The sequence below is a fragment of the Parapedobacter flavus genome, assembly GCF_035818675.1.
In the GTDB taxonomy this organism is placed as follows: Bacteria; Bacteroidota; Bacteroidia; order Sphingobacteriales; family Sphingobacteriaceae; genus Parapedobacter; species Parapedobacter flavus.
Map to the genome: position 1 here is coordinate 572,050 of NZ_JAYKZZ010000001.1, position 23,360 is coordinate 595,409.

The window sequence follows — 23,360 nt, forward strand, 5'->3', positions numbered from 1 at the left end:
ATATCATGGATTTTCAGATAACTACACTTGATGCGACGATATTCCTGCTTTACCTCGTGCTTGTTTTCGCTTTAGGTGTTTACGCAGCGAAAGTTGGCAACAAGACGAAACGCGATTATTTCCTTGCGGGCGATAAGCTCCCTTGGTGGATGATTGGCGGAAGTATCATCGCTGCCAATATCAGCAGCCATCATCTGGTGGGTGCTATGGGGGTTGCATATGACCGCGGCTTTGTTGCCGTGGTCTCTGAGTGGGGAGCGATTTTATTAGGCCTCAATGCGCTATTGTGGATATTCCTGCCTTTCTATTTACGCAACGGCTTTTATACCATGCCCGAATATCTCCAGCGACGTTTTGGAGGTAAGGCGCGGACGACGTACTCCGTGTTGGTGGTACTTACTTATGTGTTTGTCGAAATCGGTGCCGTCCTTTATTTAGGCGCGCTCACGTTATATTCCCTCTTGGACATACCGATTTTCATCAGTGTACTGATTCTGGCAGTGGCAACGGGCATCTATACGATTCTTGGGGGCTTGAGGGCGGTTGTTTGGACCGAGATGCTTCAGCTTATCGTCTTATTGTCGGGGATGGTTATCCTCGCGGTAGTCACGGTGTCGGTTGCTGGTGGGCTTCCGGCTGTCATTGAATCCAGCAAAGATTGGGAGATTCTTCTGCCTTCGAACGACCCCGACTTTCCGTGGACCATGTACCTGGGCGGGTCCATCTGCATCAGTGTTTTCTATTTCGCCACGAACCAGTTTGTCGTACAACGTGTACTTGCAGCCAAGAATGAATGGCATGCGCGAATGGGAGTGGTGTTTGCTGGCTATTTGAAATTCTTGGTTCCTTTTTTGATCGTAGTGCCGGCATTGGTAGCCGTAAAGCTTTTTCCCAATTTGGAGAAAGCCGACTTGCTTTTTCCAACGTTGGTGGAGAACCTTTTGCCGTCCGGTTTAGTCGGTTTGGTGATGGCTGGTTTGATTGCGGCCATCATGTCACACCTTTCAGGCGCCATCAATTCATGTACGACCATCTTAACGATGGACGTTTATTTACCTTATTTCAAGCGGGATGCCTCAGATGAACAGTCTGTCCGTTTTGGTCGGATTTCGGGTATTTTGGTCATTGTATTTGGCATGGTGTGTACGGCCTTGTTGATTAACCACTCTGAAAAGCCGATTTTTCTTTTCCTGATGAAGGCGTATGGATACTTTACGCCGGGAATTGCCACCATGTTCCTTATGGGGATACTCTGGAAGCGTACGACACATGCCGGTGCACTTGCTGCAGGTATACTCACCATTCCGCTGGCGCTGACGTTGGAACTGGTCTTTCCAAATATTGCTTATATGAACCGGGCGGGCATTGTATTTTGGGCTTGCATGGCTACTTGTATGGTTGTCAGTTTGCTTAGCCCTGCCCGCGATGCCGCCGAATTGAAGGGGCTTGTTTGGACGAAAGAGAGCATGAAACTACTGCCGGGCGAACGTCATCAGCAGAAAGGGCTTCGAAATCCGCTGGTATGGTGGGTCTTGATCGTCGTCGTGGTACTCTTCTTTTATATTCGATTTAGTTAATGATGTAGCGATGAATAGCAATCCGGAAGTATATCGAGTTCCTGTCATGGTCTCATGTGAATTGGGTGAGGGGCCGGTGTGGGACAAGGACCAAAACAGGTTATTGTGGGTGGACATATTGCGGGGAACCGTCCACGAATGGTACCCCGGTGATCGGCGACATGTTTCGAAGGAATTTCCAATAAAGATTGGCGCGATTGCCTTGACCGAAGACGGAGGGTTGGTCGCCGCCACGCGCAACGGGTTCGCAATGCTCGACTTGCAAGACCAGTCAATCGCCCCACTCACCGATCCCGAGTCAAAATTGCCCAATAACCGTTTCAATGACGGCAAATGCGACCCCGTGGGTCGGTTTTGGGCAGGGACGATGGATGAAGTAACCGGAGAGCGCGGCGCCGGCAGTCTGTATATGTTGGATGAAAGCGGACAAGCGCTGACAAAAATCAGTAATGTCAGCTGTTCAAACGGGTTGGCTTGGAGCGCTGATCAGAAAACGATGTATTATATCGATACGCCCACCCGTGAGGTAGTGGCCTTTGATTTTGACAGCGAAGCGGGGGAGATTTCCAATAAGCGGGTTGTGTTTGATGTGCCGCAGGCAGACGGTCTGCCTGATGGGATGACCATCGATGCAGAGGGAATGCTGTGGGTAGCACTCTGGGGCGGGTGGAAAATCGCCCGTTGGAACCCGAAAACTGGGGAGAAATTAACCGAAATCAACCTTCCTGTTTCGCAAGTTACCTCCTGTGCTTTTGGGGGCAGCAATTTAAACGACCTCTATATCACGTCTGCCAAAGTTGGTTTATCAGCAGAGTCCTTGGCCTCGCAACCACTTGCCGGTGCCTTGTTCGTGGTCAAAAATATGGATGTCGGGGGGATGGAGCCGTTTCGGTATGTGATGCAGGATGGGTTAAGGTCGTAAGAAAGAAACTTGCTCCTGGTTTTTATGCACCATGTTTAGTATGTTTGAGCGGTAGCAGTCAATAGTAATGGGGATTCAGCTCGTCCGGTTCCGTTTGCTGCATTGCTCTTGATCGATAAACGACACATTCACAAATTCAAAATTACGTGTTATGAAAACGACGAGAAAATCCAATTCACTAGATCATCTTTCCGTGGGTGGCACTGAAGGAGCGTCTTCTAGAAGGCGTTTTCTGCAAGCCATCGGTATAGGAACGGCAGCTTTTGGGTTACAACAAATCAGCTGTTCTGGAGCCAAACAGGCAACCCAAGTCGGTACAGGAACCGAAGCAGTTGATCTGGCTTCCATACCTGGGTTTGAAAAGACAACTGCCGATCCAGGCGCATCGGAAGGGTGGCAGTCGATTTCCGACCGTAAGATCAAAGTCGGATTGGTGGGACACGGTGTCTGCAAGTTTGCTGTACAATTTGGCTTCCAAGATCACCCCAACGTAGAAGTAGTAGCGGTGAGCGATCTGATCCCCGAGCGGCTAGCTGAAATGGCCCAGATGGCAAGCTGTAACCGGACATATCCATCACTGGAAGCGATGTTGAAAGAAGGCAAGGATATTGAGGCTGTGTTTATAGCTACCGACGCGCCTAGCCATGCGAAACATGCAATTATGGCACTAAACCATGGAAAACATGTGGCTTGTGCCGTACCCGCAGTTTGGGGTTCATTGGAGGAGGCAGATGTCTTGTATAATACGTGGAAGCAGAGCGGAAAAAAGTACATGATGTTTGAAACTTCGGCGTATCATGAAGATGTTCACATCATGCGTGAGTTGTATCGACGCGATTTCTTTGGTAAAATCGTCTATTCAGAAGGAGAATATTACCACTATTTTTCTACGCCTTTGGGTAGTTATAATAACTGGCGGGACGGGCTGCCTCCACAGTGGTATCCCACGCATTCCAATGGCTATTACATCTGTGTAACGGGTCAACGATTCACTGAAGTATCTTGTTTAGGTACACAAAGTGTCCTGAACCAATTCCAGGCGAAAAACAATGCTTATAAAAATCCATTCGGCACGGAGATAGCTACGTTTCGTACCAGTGAAAATGGAGTTTCTAGAATGGCCGTAAGTTGGGATACAGCCGGTTTCGGTGCTGAAGCAGGTCGTATTAGAGGAGAAAAGGGATCCTATTATCACAATCAGTTTCAAGGGTTGGTGGATAAGTTGCCCACCATTAAGCGTCCGCCCCTTCCACCGGGAGTAGAAGGAGGAGGGCATGGTGGGTCCCACGGCCAATTGATGAACGAATTTGTCACTTCGCTTCTGCAGGACCGGGCGCCACTCGTGGATATGCCGATGGCATTGAATCTTACGGTGCCGGGTATTATAGCCCATCAGTCGGCGCTGAAAGACGGCGAATGGCTGACGATACCACAATACGGATAAAGAGTTCCCATTATTCAGGTTGAGACAAATGGGAACACCCCACTTTTTCCTAATTAACTATGTTCAAACGGGAGAAAAATTGAGGGAGATTAAGTTGCCTGCCTCGCAGATAACCTCCTGTACCTTTGGTGGAAAGGACCTCAAGGAGCTGTACATCACATCCGCACAGAAGGGCCTCGCACCAGATGCGTTAGCTGCGGAGCCTGACGCGGGCGCATTGTTCGTTGTCAAAGGAATGGATATACAGGGGGTGCCGCCAGCACGAACAATTCTCAGTTTATAACCCTAGTTAGCACTTTTATATTAGCTTTTTTATATTAGCTTTGCGTAGTTCAAGTACGTCGTAAGCGGCGTGGACAGACCATATTAATAGAAAGTTGTTAACCAAAGTTATTGATTGATGGAAAAACATCGTGCAAAGAAACCGGGGTCTACCCGCAGAGACTTTATTAAAGCCGGCGCAATGGCCGCGGCCGGCTTTATGATCGTGCCACGGCACGTATTGGGCGGCGCCGGATTTATTGCCCCCAGTGATAAATTAAACATCGCCGGGGTCGGCGTAGGCGGAAAAGGCCATTCAGACGTGATGAATGCCTGGAATAACGGCAAGGAAAATATTGTCGGATTGGTAGACGTTGACCTGAAAAAGGGTAAGCGGACCTTCGATAAATTTCCGAATGCGAAACGGTACCAGGACTACCGGAAAATGCTGGATGAAATGGGAAAGGATATCGACGCAGTCATCGTGTCGACACCCGATCATACCCATGCGATTGTTGCCCTGACCGCCATGGAGATGGGTAAGCACGTGTATGTCCAGAAGCCGCTTGCCCATAGTTTGCATGAAACGCGGGTGCTGACAGAGGCAGCCAGAAAGTATAAAGTAGTGAGCCAAATGGGGAACCAGGGAGCGTCTAACCCCGCTCAACTGCAGTTAGTGGAGTGGTTTGATCAAGGGTTGATCGGCCCTGTACATGAAGCACACGTTTGGACAAACCGGCCTGTATGGCCGCAAGGTATCCCATCCCCCACACAAAAGGATCCGGTACCCGACTATTTGGATTGGGACCTATGGGTGGGGCCGGCCGAGTGGGTAGACTATAGCCCGGCTTGGCATCCATTTAAATGGCATGGCTGGTGGAACACCGGCACCGGTGCCTTGGGCGATATGGGTTGCCATTTGATCGATTCTGCTTTCCGCACACTCCGATTGGGATATCCAAGCGAGGTCGAAGCAAGCGTGGGTCAGGTATTCATTAAAGATTGGACACCGGAGTATATCCCCGAAGGTTGCCCGCCGTCGTCGGTCATCCAACTGAAGTTCCCCGAAACAAGCCATAATAAATCGGAAGTGAAACTGAACTGGTATGACGGCGGTATCCGTCCGTTCCACCCGGACCTCATCCCGGCTGACGATCCGCTGGGAGATCCCGACAGCAGCAACGGCGTGATGCTGATCGGCTCCAAAGGGGTGATTATGTGTGGTACGTATGGAAACCACCCCAAGCTGTACCTGAAAGGCGGTGAAAAAAGAACCATGGCGGAGGGCACATTTAAGAATAGCTATGCAGATATGCCCGAGTTCGGCCATCAGGTATCCTGGACGGATGCCTGCAAAGCAGGCTTCAACAGCAAGGCCCATAAAGCGTTGACTTCTTCATTTGACTATGCTGGCCCGTTGAGCGAGACGGTCATTATGGGTAACTTAGCTATCCGTAGTTATACGCATCGGGAACCCAATGCCAATGGTGATGGATCCAGCTTCTCGGGGCGTAAGCGCTTGATATGGGATGGAGAATCGCAAAAAATAACCAACTACGAGCCCGCAAACCAGTTTGTGAAACGTAAGTATCGCGAAGGCTGGAGGCAGGTATAGGCACTTGTGACGGTTTAAATAATTCTTATTTCTGCATGATTTAATAATATCGAATCATGTCGGTTTTATGATTTAGCCCCGATTCTGTCCGTTTCGGGGCTTTTTCTTTTCGATATCACAACTTGTAATGTCAAGTATGTACCCGTAAGTAAGTCTGTGGTACGGGAAATTTAATTAAATTTGAAAGTCAATATTAACTAATTCAGTGAAATTTTTTTCTTGAAGTAGCTTTATCAAAATCGGATAACGATGCGCACGTTGCTTATTGGCCTTATTGTATTGGCTGTTCTTGTCGCCGCCTGTTCGTCTGTTCCTGATCGACAGGAAAGGGGTCGGGAGGGGAGTCAGCGGAAACCAGTTATTACGCGATTGGCTGGCGACATCGACGTTGCACCCTCGGCCAGCGTGTTGGACAAAGGAAAAGTATTGATATCGTATTCCGATTGTGCTGCGTGCCACAAAGCCACCGATCGGAAGCGTGGTCCGGCATTCCAGGATATCGCTGCCCGATACCCAATGAACAGTACCTATATTGACATATTAGCTAAGCGTATTATACTGGGTGCCAAGGGTGCATGGGGCAATGTAGTGATGCCTCCGCATCCCGCCGTTTCTGAAGAAGATGCTAAGACCATGGTGATGTATATCCTGTCCTCGGATCGAGAAAGTGAGTAGCCGTCTTGATACCACAGCCATGAAGGTACAGGATGTCCATTTGCCAAAAATCAACCATCTTTAGCAAGTGTAACCGTAGTGCCGGTAATCGGATCGCTACTGGCCGTAGATTATTTATAGACCTAGAAGGTTTTTTATTCAAGTTTTGATTAGGCGCCCGCTGCGTCTTTTTAGTATATATTATATATATGGACATGATGAGGAAACACATGATAATCAGGTTTGGGCTTTTGTCCGCTTGTATTGTCCTCTTCAACATTGTACAGGTTTACGGACAGGTGTTTTCGGGGCCGCAATTGGTTTCCAGTACGCAGGCAGACACCTGGGTGGCTATAGATGATAGGGGAAGGCCGGTGCCTGCCGAGGCGCATGAAGGAATTCGGGATGGGCGTTTCGTTGGGATATTTTATTTTCTGTGGCATGGAGCACATGGTTACGATACGAATAGAAGCAGCGAAAATTCCGAATTGGGCGAAATTCTCGAGAAATTACCTTCTGACACGGTGAGCCCATACAACATCACTGAAATCCTTGATGCTAATCCAGATGATCCGAAATACGGACCGTTGTCTGCGTGGCACCACTGGGCAGAGCCGTATTTTGGTTATTATCTATCTGATGATGAATGGGTCATCAGGAAGCATGGACAACTGTTGGCGGATGCCGGTGTTGATGTGATGATTTTTGATGTCACAAACGCTTTTATTTATCTCAACCAGGTAAGTAAGATCGTGGAAGTATTTCGGAAAATGCGAAAAGAAGGACAGTCCACCCCGAGGTTTGCATTTATGGTTAACGCTGCTCCTAAGACTCAGGTGAGGCGTTTGTACGATCATATTTACGAAAAGGAGCTGTTTAAGGATTTATGGTTCTACTGGAAAGGCAAACCGCTGATGCTTGCCCCTGAGGAAGGGTTTGATGATGAAACACGGGAATTCTTTACCCAAAGGCAGTCGTGGGCTTTCAGCGCTGCTCCAACAGAGTGGGATGATTGGTTTGGGAATGGCCATCATAAATGGACCTGGGTCGATCAGGTACCTCAGGCATACGGCTGGAGCGAGAATGACAGTTCGGCGGAGCAGATCAGTGTGTCGATTGCCCAGCATGCTATCTATCATAATGTCGGGAGAAGCCACCGCAACGGTCGACAGCCGGACCCCGAAAGTGAGGATTCCGGTGCTGGGCTATATTTTGAAGAACAATGGGAGCGTGCACTGGCTGTCGATCCGGAGTTTATTTTTATAACCGGTTGGAATGAATGGATTTCCTTTCCCTTCATCATGGATTCGCCGCTCACATTCGATGGAAAGCCGCTGCGGTTTATCAATAGGCAGTTAACCATGGGCGATGTCTTTTTCATCGATTGCTACAATGACGAATACAGCCGCGATGCCGAGCCGGTAAAGGGACTTTTCGGTGACAACTATTATTATCAGATGGTCTCCAATATAAGGAAGTTTAAAGGCGCAAGGGAACGTGGTACCTATCATGGTACAGATAGCGTTATCGTTGATGGGCAATTCGAAGATTGGAAAACCGTAGAAGCGACTTATTACGACGACCGTGGCGATGTTTACCACCGTCGCCACGCCGGTTGGGGGAGCATTGCCGAGTACAGGGATGAAAGTGGCCGAAATGATTTTGTGCTGTGCAAAACCGCAAGTGATTCGTCGTATATCTATTTTTACGTAAAGACAGCAGATAATATCACATCGCCGTCGTCCAAAGATTGGATGCGATTATTTATTGGTGTTCGTGGAGAGCATATGCATAGCGGGTGGCAAGGTTTTCATTTTCTAGTGAATAGGGAACCGATTAACGACACATTGGCTAGGATAGACCGTATCACTGGCAATCCTTTTGATTTTTCACCTATAGGTACGGCAAGTTTTCATTTAAAAGGAAACGAGATGGAGGTAAAGGTTGCAAAAGAGGCTTTGAATATCGCCGGTGATTGCTTTGAAATCGATTTCAAGTGGGTGGACAATGTACCGCTTGATGGAGATGCTATGCATTGGCTTGATAAAGGTGATACAGCGCCCAACGCACGGTTCCGATATCGGTTTGGAAAAAGCGGTGAATAAACCATGTAAACACAAAGACATCGTTGTATGAGCATTTTTAAATTTTTATTGACGCTTTGCGTAATCATGGCGACAACGGAAGTAAGCGCACAGGTCGAAATCGAAAAATGGGGGGTGTTTGAACAGACACTTAAAGGCCCGGAGTCTGGAAATCCGTTCATAGATATTGAACTGACCGTTTGGTTTGTGAATGGCTACGATACAGTGGCGGTGCATGGCTTTTACGACGGCGGCGGGCGTTATGTGTTCCGGTTCTCTCCCGATAAGGAAGGGATATGGAAGTATCGGACCACCAGTAATGTGAAAAAACTGGATGGTCGTACAGGCGACTTTCGCTGCATTCCCGCGAGTGGGCTTAATCGTGGCCCCGTCGACGTGGCCGGAACTGAATTTGTCTACCGCGATGGAACACCATACGTGTGCGTCGGCACTACGCTATACGCGTGGGTTCACCAAGGCGATAGCCTCGCGGAAGTAACGCTGAATACGTTATCCCGTGGCTATTTCAATAAAGTGCGGATGTGTATCTTCCCAAAAGCGTACTGGTGGAACCAGAATGAACCGGAATTGTACCCTTTTGAGGGAGAACCGCTTGAAAACTGGGACTATTCTCGTTTCAACCCGTCGTATTTCCAAAACATTGAACGACGGATAAATCAATTAGACGCGTTAGGCATCCAAGCGGATCTAATTGTATTTCATCCCTATGATCGTTGGAATTTTTCAAAAATGGACAGCGTAACGGACGACCACTACATCCGATACATCATCGCCCGTTTTTCAGCTTACAAAAATGTTTGGTGGAGTATGGCCAATGAATTTGATTTTTTGGAGAATAAGGATATGGAGGATTGGGATCGCTATATCCGTTTGTTTGCTGGGCACGATCCTCACCAACGTTTACGCGGTATCCATAATGGAATAGCCATGTACGACCACACAAATCCGCTCCTTACCCACGCTAGTATCCAGATGAAGGAGGTGGAAAAAGGTAAAGAATTGAGGAACACCTATAAAAAGCCAGTTGTTTTCGATGAGTGCCTTTATGAGGGCAACGTTCCGTGGTTTTGGGGGCAACTCACTCCCGAACAGATGGTGCAGAAATTCTGGGAAGGCGCCGTAAATGGGGTGTATGTTGGCCATGGGGAGACCTATCTGACGACCATCCGTACGGATGTCCCAGTTCAAGAGAATGACGACGTGCTGTGGTGGTCGAAGGGAGGTGTGTTGAAGGGTAAAAGCCCCGATCGCATCTTATTCCTTCGGCAGATTCTGGAATCGGGTGCAGGATCAAAAGAAGACAGTCCAGATGATTACCTGGTTTATCTGGGAACACATCAGCCGGCCCTCCATCTCTTTGAATTTACTGAAGGCGTATATGACATCGATATTATTGATACATGGAATATGACCATTTCCAAATCCGAAAAGGAATATTCTGGCTATAGTTTAATCCGGATGCCACAGCGGCCGTACATGGCATTTCGGGTGACGAGAAAGGAATGAGAAACTGATTCATGACTAAATAGTTTAATAACCAATTTACTGAATAAAATATTGATAATGATTGCTTATAAACTAAACCCCTCAGCACATTTATTCGCGTTGTTTGTTCTCTTGTCTGGGGGTTCGTGTTTGACATATGCACAAGACTTGAATGTTGTTAACCCGAGTGTAGACCACTTGTTACATGCGGACTTGGGGGTTGTAAATGGATACGTCGCGGTGGGTCACGAGGAACATATTGGCGAAAGGACAGTTATCGGCAATAGAAAGCCTTTATTTGGCTGGGAGCTCCAGAGTGAGCAGACAGGCATAATGCAGTCTGCATATCGGGTTGTCGTATCTCGAAGCAAGGATAGTCTTTTGAAAGGAATAGGAGAAATATGGGACTCGGGAAAAGTGGTGTCTAATGCATCGGTAAATGTGCAATATGCGGGTAATCCGCTGGAGTCAGCTACTGGTTACCTATGGCGGGTGAAGATTTGGGATGCGGCTGGTAACAGCTCGCGCTGGTCTGATATATCAAAATTTACTACCGCCGATAGTTTAGTAAGCTATTCGACCTCGGTATATCCGCTGCAAAAGGTCGATGAAGTCGCAACCAAGATGGAAAAGGTAGGGGACGAGATACGCCTCGATTTTAGTAAGGCGTCGTTTGGTCAACTGCGGATGACGTTAGAATCGCGTGAAGTCAATGACACGATCATTGTTAGGCTAGGGGAGCGTAGGCACGCTGATGGTCGTATTGACCGTCATCCAGGTGGTACGATAAGGTATGCAGCCTACCAAATACCTCTTAAACGGGGCCGTCATACTTATATCTTGCAATATGTGCCGGATCAGCGGAATACCGGGGTTCAGGCGGTGAAGATGCCATCCTACATCGGCGAGGTTTTGCCGTTTAGGTATTGTGAAATCGAAGGCTACAAGGGAGAATTATCGCGGTATGATATTGTGCGTTCAACCGTACACTACCCTTTTGACGATGGTGCTTCTTCTTTTGAAAGTTCAGACTCAGTATTGAATGCAGTATGGGATATTTGCAAATACACAATCAAGGCAACTACATATACCGGTATCTATGTGGACGGGGATAGGGAGCGAATTGCCTACGAGGGCGATGTGTACATTAATCAGCTGGGCCATTATAGTGTAGACCGAGAGTATAGTATCGCTAGGCGCTCTCATGAGTATCTGATACACAACGCAACCTGGCCGACCGAATGGATTCTTCAATCAGTGTTGATTGCTTACAATGACTATTTGTATACGGGCGATATCCGATCTGCTAAATTCTACTACGACGATTTAAAAGCCAAGTTATTGTTGCCACTCCGTGAGTCGAATGGATTGATAAGTACGCGTACAGGTAAACAGAATGAAACTTTGATGAAAGCGGTCCATTACCATCATGGAAAGGCGTTACGTGATTTAGTAGATTGGCCACATCCAAGCGAAATCGATGGCTTTGTCTTTACCGATTATAATGCGGTGGTAAACGCGTATCATTATAAGGCGCTTTGTGACATGGTTTTGATTGCGAATGAATTAGGTTTCCACGAAGATGCTTTACAATTTGCAGACTATGCAAACGAAACCTTTCAAGCCTTCCAAGATTTATTATGGGATAACGAAAGATTGGTATATCAGGATGGGGTAGATACCGATCACGCTTCTTTGCATACCAATATGATGGCGGTAGCATTTGGATTGGTTCCCGAAAAGTATATCGAGGACGTCGTGGAGTTTATCCAGTCACGTGGGATGTCTTGTAGTGTATATGGAAGTCAGTTTCTACTGGACGCCCTATATGAGACTGGACATGCTAAATATGCGCTAGCACTCCTTACCTCGAAAAGTGATCGGAGCTGGTATAACATGATTCGGGCTGGTAGTACGATGACTATGGAGGCGTGGGATGACAAATATAAGGGCAATCAAGATTGGAATCACCCTTGGGGCGCTGTGCCGGCTAATGTAATTCCTAGGAAACTGATGGGGATAGAGCCATTGAGCCCGGGTTTTGAAACATTTAGTGTGCGGCCGCAACTTGCGTCATTAGATTGGGCAAAGATTAACGTACCAACAATCCGTGGAGCCATATACCTAGCTTGTGAACAAACTGAATCGAACTATATAGTCGAGTTGACCGTCCCTGGAAATTCAACTGCTTTTGTCGAACTTCCCACATTGGGCAAACGAAGATGTGAATTGCGCATAAATGGTGAATTAGTTCGCTTTAGACGTCGGGGAGGAGTTATTAATTTACCGCCTCTTGAGGCAGGGACTTATTCTATCACCGTTAGCTATATTAGATAAATAACTAATTTTGTTTGCAAAACATAGTTATCCTCAAAATTGAAGCTTGTGACTAATCCATTTTCATTACGAAATTCGACTATTAACGAAATTGGATGTCTGCGGCAACGCGCTGTTAAGGATAGTGTGGGATGGTTTGCTTTAACATTAAAATTCTAGAAAATGACTAAAAACTATTTTAGACAGGCCGGTATTTTTTGGTTGATTATGCTATTGTCGTACTGTTTTTATTCGACTGAATCAATGGCTCAGAAAAAGAAGCAGGTGGACCAATGGGAGCCGATAGAAATTACATTCCGCAGCGTAGTGGCATATGACAATCCAGTATACGATGTGGTATTAGAATCCACGTTTGTATCACCATCGGGCGAGCAACACCATGTGGAGGGTTTTTGGGATGGTGGAAATAACTGGAAAATTCGGTTTATGCCGAATGAAAAGGGCGTGTGGCATTACAGAACGCACTGTACGGATACAGCGAACCACACATTACACAATCAATCGGGCACATTCAGGTGTCTAAAGAATAAATCGCGACTGGAAATCTATGCGCACGGTAAGGTAACCCACGAGGCTGGCAATTACCACATCACTCATGCTGATGGCACCCCTTTTTTCTACCTAGGCTGTACGGCTTGGAATGGAGCAATGCGTTCCACTGATGGGGAATGGGCAACCTACCTTAACCATCGGAGAGCGAATAACTATTCGGTCATACAGTTTGTAGCCACACAATGGCGCGGGCTCCCACCAGAGGCATTAGAAGAGATCGCTTTTACCGGTGTTGAGCCGATAACCGTCAATCCGGTTTTTTTTCAGCAGCTCGATAAGAAAGTCGAAGAAATCAATGCAGCGGGCTTGGTTGCTGCACCGATTATGCTTTGGGCATGGTCTGGAAAGGGTAATCCCGGCAAAGACTTGCCGGTTCCGAGCGCGGTAAAGTTGGCAAAATATATCAAAGCTCGGTATGATGCCTATCACGTGATATGGAATTTGGGAGGCGATGGTGTATTCACGGGCGACAATGAGGCCAAGTGGAAACAAATCGGTCACGAAGTATTTGGCGACAGGCGAGCCAACCAAAGTATGGTTACCCTTCATACAGCGGGTTTCCAATGGTATGGCCGTGCATATGATGGAGCGTCTTGGCTGGATATGATTTCCTATCAAACCGGTCACACCAACTCAGCGAATGCCGTGCGTTGGAAAACCAGTGGACCTGTTGTCAGTGATTGGAAAGATCTCACGCCACGCCCCATCATCGATACGGAACCGGCGTATGAGAGACAGGGGGAGCGCGAGAACGATTACGAAGTGAGGAAAAGTAGTTTATGGAGTTTGTTCAGTGCACCGGTTGCTGGGGTTGGCTACGGTGCTTGGAGCACGTGGCCGTGGCTACGGGTAGGAGAGACTTCATACAACCACGGTATGAAAGAACCATCGAAATATGACTGGGAAGACGGTATCAACAGCAAGGCGAGTATCCAAATCGGTCGGCTCCCGGCGTTTTTTAATCAATTCGAATGGTGGCGTCTAAAGCCCGCACGCGACGTCGTTACATCGCAGCGTGAGGGCGACCAGGTGTTGAATACAATCAGTGTATTAACTGATGAAGATGCTGGAGTGATGTTAGTCTATGTGCCGGCAGCGCAAACTTTTGAATTGAGGTACGAGAACGCTGAGCTAATTAAAGATGCCATTTGGTATTATCCAGCTACGGGCGATTATGAACCAGCCGATGTAAATCGCAGAGAGGGCGTTGTGGAGGCGATGTCGAAAAGTGATACCGATGTGATCTTGGTGCTTACAAACTGATATGGGGGCGGTGCTACAATATTGATTGTACGAAGTAGCTAATTCACGGCTAAGATTTTCCATGAAGGTACAGGATGTCCGTTTGGAGAGAAAAGCCCTTTTTAGCAATCGTAAATTTAACAGTAAGCTGATGAAAACTCTTTTCCGACCGCTTTTGGGCACTTTTGTAAGTGCGTGGCTAGCGCTTTCTTGTGCACCCGATACAAAACAAGCCGACTGGGACACAATGGCGAGCATATTTGCGGAAGCACCGGATTCTATCCAGACCACGGTATTCTGGTATTGGATTTCCGACAATTTATCGAAGGAAGGGGTCATCAAAGACCTGCATGCGATGAAACGCGTAGGTATCAACCGCGCGTTCATCGGCAACATCGGGTTGGATGACCTGCCCGAGGGTGCTTACGGCAAGGTGAAACTGTTTACCGACGAATGGTGGGACATCCTTCACACTGCACTGAAAACGGCTGGCGAGCTCGATATCGACATCGGTATTTTCAATAGCCCGGGCTGGAGCCAGTCGGGCGGGCCATGGGTGCAGCCCGGCCAGGCGATGCGCTACCTGGCGGCAGCGGATACGTTGCTTATGGGCGGAAAGGCGTTCAGCGGCTTGCTGCCCGTACCGGAAGGCGACTTCCAGCGCGTTGATGTCCTTGCATTCCGCGTGCCCGAAGGCTATAGGGCTTCATTGGCAAACGCTCACCCGACGATACAATCGACTGCTGTGCAATCGCCCGCAGGCCTGATGGATAACAACCGTACTACGGAAGTGAGGGTTGCCGGGGGGCAGTCCACCGCCTTCACCTTCTCGGTGGACGAGCCGTTTACCGCCCGTAGCTTAACGGTGGTTCCCGCGCGGCGGAACATGGGGGTGGGCGTAACCTTGGAAGTGGAAGAGAATGGCGCTTTCCGTAAAGTGCGGTCGTTTGATATCGACCGCACCAACAACATGCTGAGTGTGGGTTTCGAGCAGTATGCGCCGGTCTCGGTGTCGTTCGAGGCGACCACGGGCCGCGTGTTCCGGTTGGTGGTTGACAACGTGAGGGGTGATGCCGGCATCGCCGAGGTGGAACTCACCGCCACGCCAAGGGTGGAGCGCTTCAAGGAGAAATCCCTGGCGCGCATGCACCCCACACCGCTGCCTTACTGGCACGACTACCAGTGGGAACAGCAGGTGGAGCCTGAAGATGGCTATACTGTTTCACCGGATAGCGTACTCGATCTCACGGATCGTGTAGACAGCAATGGCGTCCTGTCGTGGGATGTCCCGGGGGGCGAGTGGTTGTTGTTACAGACAGGCATGGTGCCCACCGGCGTAACGAATGCGCCTGCCAGCCCCGAGGGCCGCGGACTGGAAGTGGATAAGATGAACCACGAGCATGTGCTCAAACACTTCGACGCTTTCCTCGGGGAGATCCTCCGCCGGGTGCCGGCCGCAGACCGGAAGACATTCAAGGTTGCGGTGCAGGACAGCTACGAGACCGGCGGCCAGAACTGGACGGATGGGTTTGCCGATAAGTTCAAAGATGCTTTCGGTTATGACCCCATTCCCTATATCCCGGTTTTCTATGGGCATGTGGTTGGCAGCCAGGACCGGTCCGACCGTTTCCTGTGGGATGTACGGCGTTTCGTTGCTGATAAAATCGCCTATGAATACGTAGGTGGTTTACGTGATGTGAGCCATAAGCACGGGCTGACGATATGGCTCCAAAATTACGGCCATTGGGGTTTCCCAGGTGAGTTCCTCCAGTACGGCGGCCAGTCGGATGAGGTAAGCGGGGAGTTCTGGAGCGAGGGCGAGCTGGGCGATATCGAGAACCGCGCGGCTTCGTCCGCAGCCCACATCTACGGGAAAAACAAGGTGTCGGCTGAGTCGTTCACCGCAGCAGGGAATACGTTCGGCCGCTATCCGGCCATGTTCAAGCAACGCGGCGACCGCTTCTTTGCGGAGGGCATCAACAATACCTTGCTGAGTGTATACATCCACCAACCCTATGAAGGCAAGCTGCCGGGGATGAATGCGTGGTTCGGCAACGAGTTCAACCGCCTCAATACGTGGTACGACGACATGGATGGCTTCATCGATTACCTGAAGCGTAGCAATTACCTGCTTCAGCAAGGGCGTTATGTAGCCGATGTGGCCTATTTCATCGGGGAGGACGCACCCAAGATGACGGGTGTGCAGGACCCGACCTTGCCGAAGGGGTATTCGTTCGACTATATCAATGCAGAGGTTATCCTTAACCGGGTTACCATGGAGGATGGCCGGTTCACCCTGCCTGACGGGCTGTCTTACCGCGTATTGGTGCTGCCTAAGCTGGAAACGATGCGCCCAGAAGTATTGCGTAGAATCGAGCAACTTGTCGAAGCGGGCGGCATCGTCCTGGGTCCGAGGCCGGTGCGTTCGCCCAGCCTTTCCGATTACGGCACCGCCGACCAAGTGATCCGTGAGATCGCGGATAGGATGTGGGGCGGCCCCGACGGCGGGCAACAGACGTCACACGCATACGGGAAGGGGCTGGTGCTCGATGGGCTGGATATGCAGGAGGCCCTGGATAAGGCCGGCGTGGTACCCGATGTGACGCTGGAAGAAGGTGATCCGGTGGTATTCATACACCGCACGCTGCCCGATGGCGACATCTACTTCATCTCCAACCAGGCCGATGCGAAGATTCAGGTAAACCCTACGTTCCGTATCGCGGGCAAACAGCCCGAACTGTGGGATGCGGTGCATGGAACGCTGCGGGACCTGCCGGAGTATACGCAGAAAGGGGCTGGTACCACGGTCCCCTTGGAACTGGATGCCTACGAGAGTGCATTCATTGTCTTCCGCAGGGCAGCGGTCCCTGCGGGTGGACAGAATTTCCCCGGGGCGGAAGAAGAGGTGCCGGTATCCGGGCCTTGGCAGGTCACCTTTATGAAGCCCGACTCCACAACGTTTACGCGCCAGTTTGACACCTTGGTAGACTGGTCCACACAGCCGGACACTGCGGTGGCTTATTTCTCGGGAAGTGCTTACTATACGAAAGATCTGCCAGCTGTGCAATTGGCGGATGGCGGCCGGATTCACCTCGATTTGGGTAATGTAGTGGCCGTGGCCAAGGTGAAAGTGAATGGCCAGGACGTTGGTGGTGTATGGACACCCCCTTATCGTTTGGATATCACGGACGCTTGGCAGGAGGGAAATAATACGGTTGAAATCAAGGTGGTCAACACCTGGGCTAACCGCCTCATTGGGGACTGGCGATTACCGGCGGACCAACGGTCTACGTGGACCATCGTGAATCCCTATTCGGCCGAGAGCCCGTTGCACCGGTCGGGGCTGCTGGGCCCGGTGACACTTGAAGTATATAATCGGTAAAATAAATATCGGAATGAGACTAAACGTCTTGTTGTCGCCGGATTACCATGAAGGTACAGGATGTCCGTTTGGAAATAAAAGCTTTTTTTAGCACCTGTAAACTTAACAGTAAGCTGATGAAGACTTTTTTCCGACCGCTTTTGGGTATTTCGATAGGTGCATGGTTGGCGCTTTCATGTACGCCCGGCACGAAACAGGCCGACTGGCATACGATGGCTAGCGTGTTTACGGAAGCGCCCGACTCCATACAAACCACCGTTTACTGGTATTGGATTTCCGACAACTTATCGAAAGAAGGGGTTATAAAAGATCTGCATGCCATGAAACGCGCAGGAATCAACCGCGCGTTCATCGGCAATATCGGGCTAGGTGATTTGCCTGATGGATCCTATGGCAAGGTGAAACTGTTTACCGACGAATGGTGGGATATCCTCCACACCGCGCTGAAAACGGCAACGGAGCTTGGTATTGATATCGGTATTTTCAACAGCCCGGGATGGAGCCAATCCGGCGGACCATGGGTGCAACCCGATCAGGCGATGCGCTACCTGGCAGCGGCAGATACGTTGCTTGAAGGCGGAAAGTCATTCGACGGCGTGTTGCCCGCACCGGAAGGTGATTTCCAGCGTGTGGATGTGCTCGCCTTCCGCGTGCCCAAAGGTTACGGGGCCTCCCTGGCCGACTTTAACCCGAATATACAATCGACAGATGGACAATCGCTTGCGAACCTGATGGATAACAGTCGCAGCACGGAAGTGAAGGTCGCCGGAGGCAAGTCGACCACCTTTACTTTTTCGGTGGATGAACCGTTTACCGCCCGTAGCTTAACGGTGGTTCCAGCGCAGCGGAATATGGGCGTGGGCGTAACCTTGGAAGTAGAAGAGAATGGCACTTTCCGTACGGTACGCTCGTTTGATATTGATCGTACCAATAATATGTTGAGTGTTGGCTTTGAGCAATATGCGCCCGTGTCAGTTTCGTTCGAGGCCACCACCGGTCGTGTATTCCGCGTAGTGGTGGATAACGTGAGGGGTGATGCGGGCATCGCTGAGGTGAAACTCACTGCTACACCCCGGGTGGAGCGCTTCAAAGAAAAATCACTGGCGCGCATGCACCCCACGCCGCTACCCTACTGGCACGACTACCAGTGGGAGCCACAGGTGGAGCCGGAAGATGCCGGATATACCATTTCGCCGGATAGCGTACTCGATCTCACGGATCGTGTAGACAGCAGTGGCGTCTTGTCGTGGGATATTCCACAGGGCGAGTGGTTGGTCTTGCAAACGGGCATGGTACCCACAGGCGTAACCAATGGCCCGGCCAGCCCCGAGGGCCGTGGATTGGAAGTGGATAAGATGAACCACGAGCATGTGCTCAAACATTTTGACGCCTTCCTCGGCGAAATTCTCCAGCGGGTACCGGCAGAAGACCGAAAGACATTCAAAGTGGCGGTACAGGATAGCTACGAAACCGGTGGACAGAACTGGACGGATGGGTTTGTGAAAAAGTTCAAGGATGCTTTTGGCTATGATCCCACGCCTTATATTCCTGCATTTTATGGCTATGTGGTGGGTAGCCAGGATCAATCTGATCGCTTCTTATGGGATGTACGGCGCTTCGTTGCCGACAAAGTCGCTTACGAATACGTTGGTGGTCTGCGCGACGTGAGCCACAAGCATGGCCTGACGATATGGCTCGAAAACTATGGCCATTGGGGCTTCCCTGGCGAGTTCCTCCAGTATGGAGGGCAGTCGGACGAAATCAGTGGTGAGTTTTGGAGTGAGGGCGAGCTGGGCGACATCGAAAACCGTGCAGCTTCTTCCGCTGCCCATATTTACGGAAAAAATAAGGTGTCCGCAGAATCGTTTACCGCCGGTGGCAATACGTTTGGCCGCTACCCGGCCATGTTTAAACAACGTGGCGACCGCTTTTTTGCAGAGGGCATCAACAACACCCTGCTGCATGTGTATATCCATCAACCGTATGAGGGTAAATTGCCGGGCGTGAATGCGTGGTTTGGCAATGAGTTCAACCGCCTGAATACGTGGTACGACGATATGGATGGCTTCATCGATTACCTGAAACGTTGTAACTACATGCTCCAACAGGGGCGGTATGTAGCCGATGTAGCTTATTTCATCGGAGAAGATGTCCCTAAGATGACCGGTGTGCAAGACCCGGCCCTGCCCAAAGGGTATTCGTTCGACTACATCAATGCGGAGGTGATATTGAACCGGTTGACCATGAAAGACGGCCGGTTCACGCTGCCCGATGGCTTGTCGTACCGGGTACTGGTACTCCCAAAGCTGGAAACCATGCGCCCGGAAGTATTGCGTAAAATCGAGCAGCTGGTGGAAGCCGGCGGCATCATCCTCGGCCCGAGACCAACACGGTCGCCCAGTTTGGCTGATTACGGTCGTGCCGACCAAGAGGTCCGTGAAATGGCCGATAAGCTGTGGGGCGATATCGACGGCAAGCAGACAACGGCACATGTCTATGGCAAGGGATTGGTGCTCAGTGGGCTGGATATGAAGGGCGTATTAAACAAGGCTGGTGTGGCTCCCGATGTAGCCTTGGAAGAAAATGATCCGGTCGTCTTTATCCACCGTACCTTGCCCGACGGCGATATTTACTTTGTCTCCAACCAGCAGGATACGAAGATAGCGATAACACCCACGTTCCGTATAACAGATAAGCAGCCCGAACTGTGGGATGCAGTGCATGGCACGCTCCGGGACTTACCGGAGTACCACCAAGACGGAAATGGTACCACCGTACCATTGGAATTGGACGCCTACGAGAGTGCATTTATCATTTTCCGCAAATCGGGGACGCCTGCAAACGGTCAGAATTTCCCCGATGTGGCAGAAGAGGTGCCGGTATCGGGAGGGTGGCAAGTTACCTTCATGAAGCCCGATTCTACGACATTTACGCGCCAGTTTGATACATTGGTAGATTGGGCCGCACAGCCGGATACCGCCGTGGCTTATTTTTCGGGCAGTGCGTATTACACGAAAGACCTGCCTGCCGTGCCATTGGCAGACAGTAACCGGATTTACCTCGATCTGGGCAGTGTCGTGGCTTTGGCCAAGGTAAAAGTGAACGGTCAGGACGTGGGCGGCGTGTGGACACCACCTTATCGCGTGGATATCACGGACGCGTTGCAAGACGGGGATAATACGGTAGAGATTAAGGTAGTCAACACCTGGGCGAATCGCCTGATCGGTGATTTGCGACTTCCCGCAGACCAACGTTCTACTTGGACCATCGTAAACCCGTATACCGCCGAAAGCCCCTTGCATCGTTCGGGATTGCTGGGACCGGTGACACTCGACATATATCATCAGTAAACATGTCCTGTTAGAAAGGAAAAAATTTAGTTAGATTATGAAGAAATATTTCAGTTTATCGATTTTTTTGGCATGTGGTTTAGGTGCAATTGCCCAGCCTTTTGCCGGGGTTGACGACTTGGGCAGGGTATTGCCACAGTATAAGGAAACGGGTGGGCCCAAAGCGAACCGGCAGGTGGGTATGTTTTACTTCCTCTGGCAAGGCCACACGGCCTCGTCAACGTCGGAGCGTGTGTGGGACCTCACCAAGCTGCAAACGGAGACCCCCGAAGTACTTGAAGACTTCGACCACCCGGGTTGGGGCGGGGGTGCCGGCAAACCTGGGAAGTATTACTTCTGGGGCGAGTCTATCTACGGTTATTACCGGGGGGACGACTATTGGGTCCACTTGAAAAACATACAGCTGCTCACGGATGCTCAGGTGGATTTTTTGGTTTTAGATGCCACGAATCGGATTACCTACACACACGAGGTTAATGTGTTGATGCAGGCGATGGAAACCGTGAGGAAGCAAGGCAAACAACCACCGAAGCTGGTTTTTTACACCAATACGAAATCGGGCGACGCTATGCAGGAAATATACGACAACCACTATAAAGACGGTGCCCCGTACCGTTATCCCGAGTGCTGGTATTACCTGGAAGGGAAGCCGCTGATTATCGGCTTATCGGCACAGGCCGAAGGGCGCGACTATGCGGACTTCTTCACCATCAGGGAGTCGCAATGGCCCAATGAGCCCGCGAAGGTAGACGGATGGCCGTGGATTGAATTCCAGCGCCCCCAAAAGGTATATATCAATCACAAAGGGGAAAGGGAGATTGTAAATGTTTCCACGGCCCAGCATCCCAATCTGGACGCGTCGATGGGCGGATCTGCATTTTACGGTGCCACGGGCAACTGGGGGCGGAGTTACCGAAACGGCTCGCCCGGGAATCCGAAAACCGACATACTGTACGGGTACAACATTCAGGAACAATGGGATTTTGCGTTGAAACAAGATGTGCCTTTTGTGTTTATTACAGGCTGGAACGAGTGGATAGCCGGTAAATGGCGGCGTACGAGTGGCAACCTCGAGCATGCCCATTTTGTGGATCAAGCCAACGACGAGTATAGCCGGGACATCGAGCCGGCTTGGACAAGCGACCTCCGTGATCTTTATTACATGCAGACCGTAGCGAACATCCGACGCTATAAGGGTACGGAGAAGGTGCCCGTGAATAAGGTGAGGAAGCAAAAAGTGACGAGCTGGTCCGACTGGGATGAAATCGATCCATGCTATGTTGATTATGTGGGCGACGTCGTGCATCGCCACCACCCCGGTGCCCAGTCCGAGCCAAAGGTGATCTACGATAATCAAACGGGACGGAATGACTTGGATACCCTGAAAATAGCAGCCAGTAAATCGTCCTTGCATTTCTATGTAAGTACGGTAAATGATATCACCGCGGTTGCTGCAGGCGATTGGATGACGTTGTGGCTGAACACCGACCAATCGGTTCAATCGGGATGGAATGGCTTCGATTTCCGTGTGGTACAGGGTAATCAGCTGGAGCAATTCAAGAACGGGAGTTGGCAGCCTACGGAAGAGGTGACGTATCACCTTGTGGGCAACCGGCTGATGATGGAAATTCCGCTTAAGGCGTTGGGCCTGTCGTCGATCGGCGATTTGGAATTCAAGTGGTCTGATAACATGCAGCAAGCAGATCCAATTGATTGGTATATCAACGGCGACGCTGCACCGGGCGGGCGGTTTACGGTGTGGGCCAGGTTCTAAATCAATAAGAAGATGTAGAGAAGGTGTCTAAAAAGGGAGGGTAGACACCTTCTCATTTGGTTATTTCTTGCCAAAGAGACCGCCCAGTAAGCCGCCCACATCGTCAACACCGAGTTTGCCGTCGCCATTTTGGTCGAGCAAGCCACCCAATATATTGCCGCCACCCGACTGGCCGCCCAGCATGCCACCGAGCATATCGCTTAATCCGCCACCGTCGCTCACGTTGTTGGTGCGGCTCTGCTTGCCCAGGTAACCCATCACGATGGGCGCCAGCATGGCCATGATTTTAGAAACCGTGCCGGATGAGACACCGGTTTTTCCGCTGATAGCCTGTTCGACGGCACCCCGCTTATTGCCGAGCACGTGACCCAATATCCCGTTTCCATCAGAGGTGTCGTCATTTCCTAAAAAGCCCGAAAGATTATCTAGGATGCTTCCATCGTGTTTGGAGCCGAGGGCATTCAAGATGCCTTGTGCATCGCCGCTGCTTGCATTATTTTTCAGTGCACCCAACAATGTGGGTAGCGCAGTTGAAACCACCGCCTGTGTTTGCTCGGCCGAAGCGTCGGTCTTTCGCGTGATGCCATCAACGACTTCCTTACCAAGGCTGCCGTTGAGCAGTTCTAAAATATTATCCATAATCTATTTATTATTTGTTGG

General features: G+C 50.2%; 14 protein-coding genes. 13 read left to right on the forward strand and 1 reads right to left on the reverse strand.

What is annotated here, in order from left to right:
* The first annotated feature begins 5 nt into the window (after window positions 1-5).
* The 13 genes from U9S71_RS02370 to U9S71_RS02430 all read left to right on the forward strand — a co-directional run bounded on the left by U9S71_RS02370 (window position 6) and on the right by U9S71_RS02430 (window position 22,700).
* Window positions 6-1,577 (forward strand): SLC5 family protein, encoded by a 1,572-nt coding sequence (locus U9S71_RS02370; RefSeq protein ID WP_326324946.1) that lies wholly within the window; start codon window positions 6-8, stop codon window positions 1,575-1,577.
* A gap of 10 nt (window positions 1,578-1,587) precedes the next feature.
* Window positions 1,588-2,499 (forward strand): SMP-30/gluconolactonase/LRE family protein, encoded by a 912-nt coding sequence (locus U9S71_RS02375; protein ID WP_326324947.1) that lies wholly within the window; start codon window positions 1,588-1,590, stop codon window positions 2,497-2,499.
* Window positions 2,500-2,692: 193 nt separating this feature from the next.
* Window positions 2,693-3,943, forward strand: a complete 1,251-nt coding sequence (locus U9S71_RS02380) for a Gfo/Idh/MocA family protein (protein WP_326324949.1) — start codon at window positions 2,693-2,695, stop codon at window positions 3,941-3,943.
* A gap of 28 nt (window positions 3,944-3,971) precedes the next feature.
* Window positions 3,972-4,226, forward strand: coding sequence for an SMP-30/gluconolactonase/LRE family protein (locus U9S71_RS02385; protein ID WP_326324950.1), 255 nt, complete (start codon window positions 3,972-3,974; stop codon window positions 4,224-4,226).
* A 117-nt stretch (window positions 4,227-4,343) separates the two neighbouring features.
* Window positions 4,344-5,819: a Gfo/Idh/MocA family protein gene (locus tag U9S71_RS02390; protein ID WP_326324951.1), complete on the forward strand. Its 1,476-nt coding sequence runs from the start codon at window positions 4,344-4,346 to the stop codon at window positions 5,817-5,819.
* Window positions 5,820-6,068: 249 nt separating this feature from the next.
* Complete coding sequence (locus U9S71_RS02395) at window positions 6,069-6,494, forward strand: c-type cytochrome (protein WP_326324952.1); 426 nt, start codon at window positions 6,069-6,071, stop codon at window positions 6,492-6,494.
* A 194-nt stretch (window positions 6,495-6,688) separates the two neighbouring features.
* Window positions 6,689-8,578, forward strand: a complete 1,890-nt coding sequence (locus tag U9S71_RS02400; RefSeq protein WP_326324954.1) for a glycoside hydrolase family 71/99 protein — start codon at window positions 6,689-6,691, stop codon at window positions 8,576-8,578.
* A gap of 27 nt (window positions 8,579-8,605) precedes the next feature.
* Complete coding sequence (locus U9S71_RS02405; protein WP_326324956.1) at window positions 8,606-10,084, forward strand: DUF5060 domain-containing protein; 1,479 nt, start codon at window positions 8,606-8,608, stop codon at window positions 10,082-10,084.
* Between the two features lie 57 nt (window positions 10,085-10,141).
* A complete protein-coding gene (locus tag U9S71_RS02410; RefSeq protein ID WP_326324957.1) occupies window positions 10,142-12,400 on the forward strand; it encodes an alpha-L-rhamnosidase-related protein in 2,259 nt (752 codons plus the stop codon).
* Window positions 12,401-12,643: 243 nt separating this feature from the next.
* The gene (locus U9S71_RS02415) at window positions 12,644-14,215 is read left to right on the forward strand and encodes an apiosidase-like domain-containing protein (protein WP_326324959.1); all 1,572 of its coding nucleotides are present in this window, start codon (window positions 12,644-12,646) and stop codon (window positions 14,213-14,215) included.
* A 130-nt stretch (window positions 14,216-14,345) separates the two neighbouring features.
* Complete coding sequence (locus U9S71_RS02420; protein ID WP_326324961.1) at window positions 14,346-17,576, forward strand: glycosyl hydrolase; 3,231 nt, start codon at window positions 14,346-14,348, stop codon at window positions 17,574-17,576.
* Window positions 17,577-17,692: 116 nt separating this feature from the next.
* The gene (locus U9S71_RS02425; RefSeq protein WP_326324963.1) at window positions 17,693-20,926 is read left to right on the forward strand and encodes a glycosyl hydrolase; all 3,234 of its coding nucleotides are present in this window, start codon (window positions 17,693-17,695) and stop codon (window positions 20,924-20,926) included.
* Between the two features lie 37 nt (window positions 20,927-20,963).
* Window positions 20,964-22,700, forward strand: a complete 1,737-nt coding sequence (locus U9S71_RS02430) for a hypothetical protein (RefSeq protein WP_326324965.1) — start codon at window positions 20,964-20,966, stop codon at window positions 22,698-22,700.
* A 60-nt stretch (window positions 22,701-22,760) separates the two neighbouring features.
* Here the strand turns inward: U9S71_RS02430 and U9S71_RS02435 are convergent, their stop codons facing one another.
* On the reverse strand, window positions 22,761-23,339 hold the full coding sequence (locus U9S71_RS02435) for a DUF937 domain-containing protein (protein ID WP_326324966.1): 579 nt from the start codon (window positions 23,337-23,339) through the stop codon (window positions 22,761-22,763).
* Window positions 23,340-23,360 lie beyond the last annotated feature (21 nt).